The sequence below is a fragment of the Actinoplanes subglobosus genome, assembly GCF_042650585.1.
GTDB classification, from domain to species: Bacteria; Actinomycetota; Actinomycetes; order Mycobacteriales; family Micromonosporaceae; genus Actinoplanes; species Actinoplanes subglobosus.
The window spans coordinates 55,444-66,986 of sequence record NZ_JBHSBL010000012.1 but is presented as its reverse complement, the minus strand read 5'-3'; the positions used below and the strand labels follow the sequence as shown (position 1 = coordinate 66,986).

The following is an 11,543-nucleotide window of genomic DNA, read 5'->3' as shown; positions in this document are numbered from 1 at the left end:
GCATACACTGTCTCCCGCGATGCGACCTTCCTCAGAACCTTCCGACGCCCTGTTCCCCCTGCCCGCGGTGCGGACTCCGGAGACGGCCCGGCCGGCGCCACGGCCGGCGTCGCCCCGGCTCGATCCGGAAGCACTGCTGACCGGCCTGAACGGTCCTCAGCGGGATGCGGTGACCCACTCCGGGTCGCCGCTGCTCATCGTGGCCGGCGCCGGTTCGGGCAAGACCCGGGTGCTGACCCACCGGATCGCCTACCTGCTGGCCGAGCGCCACGTCCATCCCGGCGAGATCATGGCGATCACGTTCACCAACAAGGCCGCCGGTGAGATGAAGGAGCGGGTCGCCCAACTGGTCGGGCCGCGCGCCCGGATGATGTGGGTGTCGACCTTCCACTCGGCGTGCGTGCGCATCCTGCGTGCCGAGCACGAGCACGCCGGGCTGAAGAGCACGTTCTCCATCTACGACGCCGACGACTCGCGCCGCCTGATGACGCTGGTCTCCCGCGAGCTCGACCTGGACCCGAAGCGGTACACCGCACGGGGCCTGGCCGCCCAGGTGTCGAACCTGAAGAACGAGCTGATCCAGCCGGACGAGTTCAAGGCGAACGCGAAGGGGCCCAACGAGCGGGCCGTCGCCGAGGCGTACGAGCTGTATCAGCGGCGGCTGCGCGAGGCGCACGCGCTGGACTTCGACGACATCATCATGACCGTGGTGCACCTGTTCCAGTCGCATCCGCATCTCGCCGAGGCGTACCGGCGACGGTTCCGGCACGTCATGGTCGACGAGTACCAGGACACCAACCACGCGCAGTACACGCTGATCCGTGAGCTGGTCGGCACCGACGAGGCGGCCGAGGTGCCACCGTCGGAGCTGTGCGTCGTGGGTGACGCCGACCAGTCGATCTACGCCTTCCGGGGCGCGACCATCCGCAACATCCTGGAGTTCGAGCGCGACTACCCCGATGCGCGGACCATCCTGCTGGAGCAGAACTACCGGTCCACCCAGACCATCCTGACCGCGGCCAACGCGGTGATCGACCGGAACACGTCGCGCAAGCCCAAGCGGCTCTGGAGCGACCAGGGCCAGGGCGAGCAGATCGTCGGCTACGTGGCCGACACCGAGCACTCCGAGGCCGACTGGGTGGCCCGCGAGATCGACCGGCTCACCGACAACGACGACGCCCGTCCCGGCGACGTGGCCGTGTTCTACCGCACCAACGCGCAGTCCCGGGTGTTCGAGGAGGTGTTCATCCGGGTCGGCCTGCCCTACAAGGTGGTCGGCGGGGTGCGCTTCTACGAGCGCAAGGAGGTCCGCGACGCGCTCGGCTACCTGCGGGCGATCGTCAACGACGACGACACCGTCAGCATCCGGCGGGTGCTGAACACGCCGAAACGGGGCATCGGCGACCGGGCCGAGGCATGCATCGAGGCGCTGTCGTCCCGCGACCGGGTCTCGTTCGGCCAGGCGCTGCGGCGGGCCAAGGACGCGCCGGGCATCTCCACCCGGGCGGTCAACAGCATCAACGACTTCGTGCAGCTCCTCGACGACCTGCGGGCGCTCACGCTGACCGCCCCGCCGGAGGAGGTGCTGGAGGCGGTGCTCCAGCGGTCCGGCCTGCTCAGCGAGCTGGAGGAGAGCCTCGACCCGCAGGACCAGGGCCGCGTGGAGAACCTGCAGGAGTTGGTCAGCGTCGCCCGGGAGTACACCGAGCGCGTCGAGTCGCTGGCCGACGAGGAGCAGGAGCAGGTCGCCACCCTCGCCGGGTTCCTGGAGCAGGTGGCGCTGGTCGCCGACGCCGACCAGATCCCCGACGACGACCCCGACCACCAGGGCGTGGTCACGCTGATGACCCTGCACACGGCGAAGGGCCTGGAGTTCCCGGTCGTGTTCCTGACCGGCCTGGAGGACGGCGTGTTCCCGCACATGCGGGCGCTCGGCGACAACTCCGAGCTGGAGGAGGAGCGCCGCCTGGCGTACGTGGGGATCACCCGGGCCCGGCAGCGGCTCTACCTGTCCCGGGCCGTGACCCGGTCGGCGTGGGGCCAGCCGCAGTACAACCCGCCCTCACGGTTCACCGACGAGTTGCCGGCCGAGCTGGTGCGCTGGGAGCGGACCGGTGGGTCGTACACGTCATGGTCCGGCACCGGTGGCGGAGTGGGCGGCCGCGGCGGCGGTTACGGCGCCGGCGACCGCCAGCGTGGCGGCGGTTTCTCCGGCAACACACCGAAAGCGCAGCGCATCGCCGAACGGCTCGGCATCGACGCCAGCAAGCTGGCCACCGCGAGCGATCTGAAGCAGGCACCGAAGGTCGATCCCGGAGACAGGGTCAACCATCAGAGGTACGGCCTGGGCCGCGTCCTGGCGGTGGAGGGGCAGGGCCCGGGCACCCGGGTCCAGATCGACTTCGGTGACCAGGTGATGTGGCTGATCCTGAGGCACGCCCCGATCGAGAAGCTCTAGCTCTCCGGGCCGGTGCAGCCGGGGATCTCCACCCCGTGCTCGCGCATCCACGCGGTCGGCTCGACCGGGTTCGGGAAATGCCCCTGATGCACCTCGAAGTGCAGGTGGGGGCCGGTCGAGTGCCCGGTCGAGCCCTCGTCGCCGATGTGCTCGCCGGCTTCGACCCGCTGGCCGACCTCGACGCCGATCGTTGACAGGTGCCCGTAATGGGTGAGCCAGCGGTCGCCGTGGTCGATCAGGATCGCGTTGCCGTACCCGCTGTTCGGCCCGGCCGCGACGACCACCCCGGCTCCGGCCGCGACGATCGCCGTGCCGTGCGGCGCGGCCAGGTCGACCCCGGCGTGCAGGCGCCCCCAGCGCTGCCCGAAACAGGACGTGACCTGGGCCGACGGGTTCGGATGCGTCCACTGGGCCCGGGGGACCGGCCGGGTCTTGCGGCGTGCGGGGACGGCGTTGGGCTCGGCGTCCGGCGTGACCGGGGCCCACCGGGGATGGGTCTTGCCGGGCGCCTCGTCGCCGGGTGGCGGCACGATCGGCAGGGTTCCCGGCCCGTGCGCGGCCGTGGGCAGGCCGGTGGCCCGGTCACCGGCGGGGGATGCGGAGGCGGCCATGCCCGCGGCGCCGATCCCGGCGGCCAGGGTGGCACTCAAGGCGGTCACCGACAGGGCGGTACGGCCACGGGTGGCGAAGAGCGCGGGAAAGGCGGGGGCGCGGTGCCGGTGCAGGTTCTCCTGCCGGTGTCGTCCACCTCGGCCGGATCCCGAATGCTGCCCCACACTGCCCCCGACTGTCGTGACGTCGTGCTGTCACGTACCTGTCGGCCGGGAAGTCGTGGGCACTTATGGCTACCGCCGGAGTTCAACCGGGCTGCAACTGGGTAGGACAGGTATCAGGAGGCGGCGGCGTCCAGCGCCGCGTACACCGACTCCATCTGGAGCTTGATGCTGACGCCGCGCTCCTCGAGGAAGGTGATCGGGTCGACCGGCGTGCCGTTGACGTGCACCTCGAGGTGGAGGTGGGTGCCGTAGGAGTACCCGGTGTTGCCGACCTCGCCGATGACCTGACCGGCCTTGACCACATCACCCTTGTTCACCAGCGTGCGCCGGGAGTGGGCGTAGATCATCTCGGTGCCGTCGTCCTGCCGGATGGTGATCGAGTAGCCGTAGCCGCCGGCGTAACCCGCGGCCGTCACCGTACCGCCGTGCACCGCCTTGTAGGGCGTCCCGTCCGGGGCGGCCAGGTCGATGCCGGCGTGCAGCTTGCCGAACCGGACCCCGTAGGCCGAGGTGAAGTCGTAGTCGTCGAGGGGCAGGAGGTAGACGTCCTGTGCCGCGTCCTCGGCGCTGAGCGGGGTGTTGGCCTCGCGGTTCTCACCGCGCGAGGCGGCGTTGCTGTCACGGTTCTCCAGGGCGTCGGTGGTGATCGACGAACCCTTGGACAAGCTCGACAGGACGTCGGGGTCGACTGCCTTGTTGTCCGGGAGGTTGGAGGCCGCGCCCAGCGCGACCACACCGGCTCCGACGAAGGCGGAGGTGACGACAACGGCGTAACGGCTGCGCGGAGGTGTCGGCACTCGGCGCCGACCGCGATAACGATCGGGCTCAGACGACAAGCGCTGGCGCACGAAGGATCCTCCGTCAGTGGCATTGCGGCGACAGATCCGCAGTTCGAACCCCGGGAAATTGGGTTGAACAGTGGTCCGCCGGACTGTCGTTGTGGGGGGAACCTGTGCGACAGCCGTGGCCACGGTAACGAAACGGCAGCCGGGTCACAAGTCGCAGCGCCAATTTCGTGACAGTTCCTGGTCAGTATTGATCAGCTATTGTCCGAATTGATGGGCTTTCCGGATACCCGATGCGGCGACACTCTGTAATGGCGCCGGAAACGCTCAGTAATGTGACCCAGAGAACAATTCGGTTCGGGGGCCGACTCCCGTCTGCGGCTACCGAGGTCCGGCGTGGCGGGTTACCGTTCGTTAAGGTGACCGCGGAGGGTGGCCCGCGCGCAGCGGCCGGCACCGGGGTCGGAGAGCCCGGAGGGTCAGCATGCAAGCACGGATCAGGGTCGTCGTCGCCAAGCCTGGGCTGGACGGGCATGACCGCGGGGCCAAGGTGATCGCGCGGGCGCTGCGCGACGCCGGCATGGAGGTGATCTACACCGGGCTGCACCAGACGCCCGAGCAGATCGTCGAGACCGCGATTCAGGAGGATGCCGACGGCATCGGCCTGTCGGTTCTCTCCGGGGCGCACATGACACTCTTCCGGAGAGTGCTGGAACTGTTGGCGGAGCGTGACGCCTCGGACATCGTCGTATTCGGCGGCGGCATCATTCCGGACGACGACATCACCGAATTGCAATCACTCGGGGTAGCCGGGCTATTCACGCCGGGTGCGTCACTCGAATCCATCGTCGAATGGGTACGCGCCAATGTGGCGGCACCGGTCGCCTGATTCGCGAGAGGCTTTCCATCCGGACCGGCCTCGACCTGCGCCGACCCCGGCCCGCGCAAGGGGAGAGGCCGGACGCACCCCTCACACGTCCGGCCCCTCTATGCGCGATGCCCCGCCGCCACCCCTCGACCGACAGGGCATCGGCCGTCTTCCTTGCGAGCGCCGCAGCGCTTCGACATCACACTCAACGACCCCCTGCCGGGCCGGTTACGCGCGCCCGCGTGACTTTTTCCGGGAACGGCCCCGCAGGGACGCCGCCGCGAGCGAGATGCGCCACCACATCGCCGGTCACCGCTGAAGTGAGTTCTCTGTGTGCACACTGTGCGCGGTGGCATCGACCGCCCCGGAGCTGCTCTTTCGTCACTCCAGTGTGTGGTCTTGCACACCGTGCACCCGCGCGGTCACCGGGGCCGTTCAGGTCGCTAGTCTGCGGATGAAGGCCATTTCGCACAGGTGGAAAGGCCGGACGATCCTCACGCTGGCGGCGCGCCGCGCTGCCCCGCGCACACAGGTCGGGACGCAATGGTGCGGCTTGCCGGCGCTTGGCGTCGCGAGCGAAAGGAGACACGTGGACCTGTTCGAGTATCAGGGGCGCGACCTGTTCGAACGGCACGGGCTGCCCGTGCTGGGCGGCGGCGTCGCCGAGACCCCGCAGGAGGCCCGGGCGATCGCCGAGCGCCTCGGTGGCAAGGTCGTCGTCAAGGCGCAGGTCAAGGTCGGTGGCCGTGGCAAGGCCGGTGGCGTCAAGCTCGCCGACGGCGCCGACGAGGCCGAGGCCCGCGCGACCGACATCCTGGGCATGGACATCAAGGGCCACACGGTCCACAAGGTGATGCTGGCCGAGACGGCCGACATCGTGGAGGAGTACTACTTCTCCTACCTGCTGGACCGGGCCAACCGGACGTTCCTCTGCATCGCCAGCGTCGCGGGCGGTATGGAGATCGAGACCGTCGCCGAGGAGGACCCGGACCGGGTCGCCAAGATCGCGATCGACGCGAGCAAGGGCGTGGACGAGGCGAAGGCGCGTGAGATCGTCACCGCCGCCAAGTTCCCCGCCGAGGTCGCCGATCAGGTCGTCGACATCGCCGTGAAGCTGTGGGCGGCGTTCGTCGCCGAGGACGCCACGCTCGTCGAGGTCAACCCGCTCGCCAAGGTCGGCGACGGCCGGGTGCTGGCGCTCGACGCCAAGGTCACCCTGGACGAGAACGCCGGCTTCCGGCACCCCGACCACGAGGCGCTCGAGGACAAGTCCGCGGTCGACCCGCTGGAGCAGGCCGCCAAGGCCAAGAACCTCAACTACGTCAAGCTGGACGGCGAGGTCGGCATCATCGGCAACGGCGCCGGCCTGGTCATGTCGACGCTGGACGTGGTGGCGTACGCGGGCGAGTCGCACGGCGGCGTCAAGCCGGCCAACTTCCTCGACATCGGCGGCGGCGCGAGCGCCCAGGTGATGGCGAACGGCCTGGAGATCGTCCTCGGCGACCCGGCCGTGAAGTCCGTCTTCGTGAACGTCTTCGGCGGCATCACCGCCTGCGACGCGGTGGCCAACGGCATCATCCAGGCCCTCGCCCTGCTCGCCGAGCGCGGCGAGACCGTCACCAAGCCGCTCGTGGTCCGCCTCGACGGCAACAACGCCGAGGCCGGCCGTGCCATCCTCGACGGAGCGAACAACCCGCTGGTCGAGCGGGTGGACACGATGGACGGAGCGGCCCAGCGCGCCGCCGAGCTCGCGGCTGCGGGGAAGTGAACTAATGGCGATCTGGCTCACCAAGGACTCCAAGGTCATCGTCCAGGGCATCACCGGTGGTGAGGGCTCCAAGCACACCAAGCGGATGCTCGCCGCGGGCACCCAGGTAGTAGGCGGTGTCAACCCGCGCAAGGCCGGCACCAAGGTGGACTTCGACGGCACCGAGCTGCCGGTCTTCGCCACCGTCGCCGAGGCGATCAAGGAGACCGGCGCCGACGTGTCGGTCATCTTCGTCCCGCCGGCGTTCACCAAGGCCGCGGTCGTCGAGGCCATCGACGCCGAGATCCCGCTCGCCGTGGTGATCACCGAGGGCGTCCCGGTGCAGGACTCGGCTGCCTTCTGGGCGTACAACGTGGCCAAGGGCGAGAAGACCCGGATCATCGGGCCGAACTGCCCCGGCATCGCGTCGCCCGGCGCCTCCAACGCCGGCATCATCCCGGCCGACATCACCCCGCAGGGGCGGATCGGCCTGGTCAGCAAGAGCGGCACGCTGACCTACCAGCTCATGTACGAGCTGCGCGAGTTCGGCTTCTCCACCGCGGTCGGCATCGGCGGTGACCCGATCATCGGCACCACCCACATCGACGCGCTCAAGGCCTTCCAGGAGGACCCGGAGACCGACGCGATCGTGATGATCGGCGAGATCGGCGGCGACGCCGAGGAGCGCGCGGCCGAGTTCATCAAGGCCAACGTCACCAAGCCGGTCGTCGGCTACATCGCCGGCTTCACCGCGCCGCCCGGCAAGACGATGGGCCACGCCGGCGCCATCATCTCCGGCTCGGCCGGCACCGCCGACGCCAAGAAGGTCGCCCTCGAGGCGGCCGGCGTCAAGGTCGGCAAGACGCCGTCCGAGACCGCCCAGCTCATGCGCGACATCTTGAGCTGATCACGGCCATGGAAACGGCGCGCCGTCGATCGGGGAGCGACCCGATCGGCGGCGCGCCGTCGTTTCTGCATCGCCGCACCGGCCACGGCATGGAAAAGTAGGCGCCGATGTCCAGCACAACCGACCGGCCCAGCGGCTCGGAGGACCCGTTCGCGGTCGCCGAGGCGCTCCAGTCCGTGGTGCGGGACACCGCCGCCATCGATCGGCAGCGACCCGCCGCGGCACCCGAGGACCGTCCCACCGAGGCGATCCCGGCCGGTGACCGCCCCGCCGGCATCGCCCCGGACGACGAGGGACGCCACGACACCGTCGTCGTCGACGACGCGATGCTCGGCCGCCGCGAGACCGTCCGGGTGCCACTCCAGCGCCGGCCGCCGCAGGGCGGGGGCGCCCCACTGCCGGTGGCGGCGCTCTTCGCGACCACGTGGGCGGCGCTGATCACCTACCTCCCGGTGGCCGCGGTCATCGGGCTGGCCCGCACTCTCGAAGGATCCGGGGGACTCGTCGCCGCCGCGCACGCCGGGCTGGCCGGATGGCTGCTCGGGCACGGCGTGCCCGTCGGCACCTCGATCGGGCCGCTCGCGCTCGCGCCGCTGCTGCTCACGGTGCTCGTCATCTGGCGTCTCAACCGGGCGGGACTGCACGTCACCCGTGCCATCGGTGCCCGGCGATCCGGGTCGTTCGGACGGGCGCTCCTGGTGGGTGTCGCGGTCGGTACGGCGTACGCGCTGATCGGTGTCCTGGCGGCCCAACTCACCGACGGCCGCGGCACCGAGATCTCCACCGGACGCGCCGCGTCGCACTTCCTCGCCCTCGGCCTCGCCGGAGCGCTCCTCGGCGCCCTCCGCGGCACCGGCGCCGTCAGCACCCTCGCCCGCCGGCTGCCACCGGCGCTGCGCCACGGCATCCGGACCGGGCTGGTCGCCGCGTTCCTGATTGTCGGAGCCGGCGCGGTCGTCGGCGGTCTCGCGGTCGCGCTCGGCGGCGCCCAGGCCGCCGAGATCATCGCCAACTACCGGACCGGTGTCGCCGGCCAGGCCGGCATCACACTGATCAGCATCGGGTACGCGGTGAACGCCTCGATCTGGGTGGCCGCCTACCTGCTCGGCCCCGGATTCGCGATCGGCACCGACACAGCCGTCCGGCTCACCGAGGTCACGCTCGGCCCGCCCCCGATGGTGCCGCTCATCGCCGGCCTGCCGGAGGGCCCGATCGGTGCCGCCGGGACGGTGCTGCTGGCCCTGCCGGTGATCGCCGGCACGGTGGCCGGGTGGACGCTGACCCAGCGGCTCCGGTTCGGCCGGGAGAGCGCGTGGCGGCACGCCCGCCGCAAGAGCAAAGGCAAGGTCGCCGTCGCCGACGCCGAGCCGCCGTGGCTGCTCGTGGTCGCGTCGAGCCTGCTGGCCGGGCCGGTCGCCGGGCTGGTGCTGGCCGCGCTCGCCTGGGCCTCCGGTGGTGCTCTCGGCTCCGGGCGGCTGTCGCAGATCGGTCCCGATCCGGTGCAGACCGGCATCGTCGCGACGATCGTGGTGGCCGTCGCGGTCTCCCTCGGCGCCTCCGCGACCCGGGCCTTCCGGCGTCGCTGACCTCGGTCCGCCTCCGACCTCCGTCTTTCCTGGCTTCGGCCTTCCGGGCTTCGGTCGTCGCTCTTCGGCCGTCGGCCGTCGGCCGTCGGGCTTCGGTCTTCCGGGCTTCGGGAGCTGAAACGCCCCGGTTGCCGGGTGTCCGCCGGGCCGACGATAGGGTGCACAGGTGACTGACCCCGCGCCCGCCCGCCTGGTCGTTCTCATCTCCGGATCGGGCAGCAACCTGCAGGCTCTTCTCGAAGCGACAGCCGATCCGGCGTACGGGGCCGTCGTGGTCGCCGTCGGCGCCGACCGGGACGGGATCGCCGGCCTGGGCCACGCCACGGCCGCCGGGGTTCCCACATTCGTCGATTCGGTGAAGTCCTACCCGACACGTGACGACTGGGACGCCGCACTGACCGAGCACGTCGCCGCACACCGGCCCGACCTGGTGATCTCAGCCGGTTTCCTCAAGCTCGTCGGCAAACAGTTCCTCGACGCGTTCGGTGACCGCTACATCAACACGCACAACGCGCTGCTCCCCGCCTTCCCCGGCATCCACGGGCCGCGGGACGCGCTGGCGTACGGCGTGAAGGTCGCCGGAGCGACACTCTTCTTCGTGGACGCCGGTGTCGACACCGGGCCGATCATCGCGCAGACCGTGGTCCCCGTGCTCGACGACGACACGGAGGAGACGCTCACCGAGCGCATCAAGGTGGCCGAGCGGGCCCAGCTCGTCGACTTCGTCGGCAGACTGGTCCGCGACGGCTGGACCATCGAGGACAGGAAGGTACGGATCCCGTGACCACCTCTACTGAGGGGCGTCGTCCGATCAGGCGGGCGCTGCTGAGCGTCTGGTACAAGGACGGCATCGTCGAGCTGGCCCAGGCACTGCACGCCGCCGGTGTGCAGATCGTCTCCACCGGCTCGACCGCGTCGACCGTGGAGAAGGCCGGCGTGCCGGTCACCCGCGTGGAGGAGCTGACCGGCTTCCCCGAGATCCTCAGCGACCGGGTCAAGACCCTGCACCCCAAGGTGCACGCCGGGCTGCTCGCCGACCTGCGGCTCGAAGGCCACGTCCAGGAGCTCGCCGACCTGGGCATCGAGCCGTTCGACCTGCTGGTCAGCAACCTCTACCCGTTCACCGAGACGGTTGCGTCGGGTGCGGGCGTCGAGGACTGCATCGCGAAGATCGACATCGGTGGCCCGGCCATGGTCCGCTCCGCGGCCAAGAACCACGCGTCCGTTGCGGTCGTCACAGCCGTCTCGGCGTACCCCCTGATCGTCTCGGCCCTCGCCGAAGGCGGTTTCACGCTGGCCCAGCGGCGCGCGCTGGCCGCACAGGCCTTCGCGGACATCGCGGAATACGACGTGGCGGTGGCCCGCTGGACCGCCTCGGCGCTGGCCGCCTCCACCCCGGAGTGGCCGGCGTTCGACGGGCTCGCGCTGCGGCTGGAGAACACCCTGCGGTACGGGGAGAACCCGCACCAGAAGGCCGCCCTCTACGTGGACCCGGCCGCGCCCGCCGGCCTGGCTCAGGCGGAGCTGCTGCACGGCGGTGAGCTGTCGTTCAACAACTACGTCGACGCGGACGCCGCCTGGCGCAGCGCCAACGACTTCACCGAGCCGTGCGTGGCGATCATCAAGCATGCCAACCCGTGCGGCATCGCGGTCGGCGCCGACGTGGCCGAAGCCCACCGCAAGGCGCACGCCTGCGACCCGCTGTCGGCCTACGGCGGTGTGATCGCGGTCAACCAGGAAGTGACCGTGGAGCTGGCCAAGCAGCTCGACGGCATCCTGACCGAGGCGATCGTGGCCCCGTCCTACCAGGCCGAGGCGCTGGAGATCTTCCGCGGCAAGAAGAAGCTGCGGGTGCTCGCCGCTCCCGCATGGAACCCGCCGGCCGCCGAGATCAAGCAGGTCAGCGGTGGTGTGCTGGTGCAGACCGCGGACCGGGTCGACGCGACCGGTGACGACCCGGTGAACTGGACGCTCGCCACCGGCGACGCGCTCACCGGCGCCGACCTGGCCGACCTGGTGTTCGCGTGGCGGGCGGTGCGCGGGGTGAAGAGCAACGCGATCCTGCTGGCCAAGGACGGTGCGACCGTCGGCGTGGGCATGGGACAGGTCAACCGGGTCGACTCGGCGCACCTCGCGGTGAACCGGGCCGGTGCCGAGCGCGCCGCGGGCAGTGTGGCCGCCTCGGACGCGTTCTTCCCCTTCCCGGACGGGCTGGAGGTGCTGATCGCGGCGGGTGTGAAGGCGGTCGTGCAGCCGGGCGGCTCGATCCGGGACGAGCAGGTCATCGAGGCGGCGGCCAAGGCCGGCCTGACCGTCTACCTGACCGGGACGCGCCACTTCTACCACTGACGAACGGTTGCCCATCGGCGGTCGGCACCCATCGGGTGTCGGCCGCTTCGGCGTGCGGGAGGGTGCA

Annotated in this window: 9 protein-coding genes; 7 read left to right on the top strand and 2 right to left on the bottom strand. The window is 70.7% G+C overall.

Translation table 11 applies throughout. The features are described 5' to 3' along the window. The first annotated feature begins 19 nt into the window (after window positions 1-19). Window positions 20-2,458 carry a DNA helicase PcrA gene (gene pcrA / locus ACFO0C_RS11295; RefSeq protein WP_378066543.1) on the top strand — a complete coding sequence of 813 codons (2,439 nt, stop codon included), beginning with the start codon at window positions 20-22 and terminating at the stop codon, window positions 2,456-2,458. Here the strand turns inward: pcrA and ACFO0C_RS11290 are convergent. Further along, window positions 2,455-3,117, bottom strand: a complete 663-nt coding sequence (locus ACFO0C_RS11290) for a M23 family metallopeptidase (protein WP_378066542.1) — start codon at window positions 3,115-3,117, stop codon at window positions 2,455-2,457. The genes pcrA and ACFO0C_RS11290 overlap by 4 nt on opposite strands. Window positions 3,118-3,347: 230 nt before the next feature. After that, the gene (locus tag ACFO0C_RS11285; protein ID WP_378066541.1) at window positions 3,348-4,082 is read right to left on the bottom strand and encodes a M23 family metallopeptidase; all 735 of its coding nucleotides are present in this window, start codon (window positions 4,080-4,082) and stop codon (window positions 3,348-3,350) included. A 421-nt stretch (window positions 4,083-4,503) separates the two neighbouring features. On the opposite strand from ACFO0C_RS11285, the gene ACFO0C_RS11280 reads away from it, so the two are divergent. The 6 genes from ACFO0C_RS11280 (at window position 4,504) to purH (ending at window position 11,476) form a co-directional block, all read left to right on the top strand. Continuing rightward, window positions 4,504-4,908, top strand: coding sequence for a cobalamin B12-binding domain-containing protein (locus tag ACFO0C_RS11280; RefSeq protein WP_378066540.1), 405 nt, complete (start codon window positions 4,504-4,506; stop codon window positions 4,906-4,908). 568 nt (window positions 4,909-5,476) lie between these two features. Beyond that, window positions 5,477-6,655: an ADP-forming succinate--CoA ligase subunit beta gene (gene sucC, locus ACFO0C_RS11275; RefSeq protein ID WP_378066539.1), complete on the top strand. Its 1,179-nt coding sequence runs from the start codon at window positions 5,477-5,479 to the stop codon at window positions 6,653-6,655. A 4-nt stretch (window positions 6,656-6,659) separates the two neighbouring features. Beyond that, complete coding sequence (gene sucD, locus ACFO0C_RS11270) at window positions 6,660-7,541, top strand: succinate--CoA ligase subunit alpha (protein ID WP_378066538.1); 882 nt, start codon at window positions 6,660-6,662, stop codon at window positions 7,539-7,541. Between the two features lie 107 nt (window positions 7,542-7,648). After that, entirely contained in the window at window positions 7,649-9,127 is a 1,479-nt protein-coding gene (locus tag ACFO0C_RS11265; protein ID WP_378066537.1) for a cell division protein PerM, read from the top strand. 166 nt (window positions 9,128-9,293) lie between these two features. Next, window positions 9,294-9,911, top strand: coding sequence for a phosphoribosylglycinamide formyltransferase (gene purN / locus ACFO0C_RS11260; protein WP_378066536.1), 618 nt, complete (start codon window positions 9,294-9,296; stop codon window positions 9,909-9,911). After that, complete coding sequence (gene purH, locus ACFO0C_RS11255; RefSeq protein WP_378066535.1) at window positions 9,908-11,476, top strand: bifunctional phosphoribosylaminoimidazolecarboxamide formyltransferase/IMP cyclohydrolase; 1,569 nt, start codon at window positions 9,908-9,910, stop codon at window positions 11,474-11,476. Before purN ends, purH begins: the two co-directional genes overlap by 4 nt. Window positions 11,477-11,543 lie beyond the last annotated feature (67 nt).

Bases quoted from the DNA above. Each gene is read 5' to 3' on its own strand.
- pcrA (WP_378066543.1), top strand. From the start codon at position 20: ATGCGACCTTCCTCAGAACCTTCCGACGCCCTGTTCCCCCTGCCCGCG.
- ACFO0C_RS11280 (WP_378066540.1), top strand. From the start codon at position 4,504: ATGCAAGCACGGATCAGGGTCGTCGTCGCCAAGCCTGGGCTGGACGGG.
- sucD (WP_378066538.1), top strand. From the start codon at position 6,660: ATGGCGATCTGGCTCACCAAGGACTCCAAGGTCATCGTCCAGGGCATC.
- ACFO0C_RS11265 (WP_378066537.1), top strand. From the start codon at position 7,649: ATGTCCAGCACAACCGACCGGCCCAGCGGCTCGGAGGACCCGTTCGCG.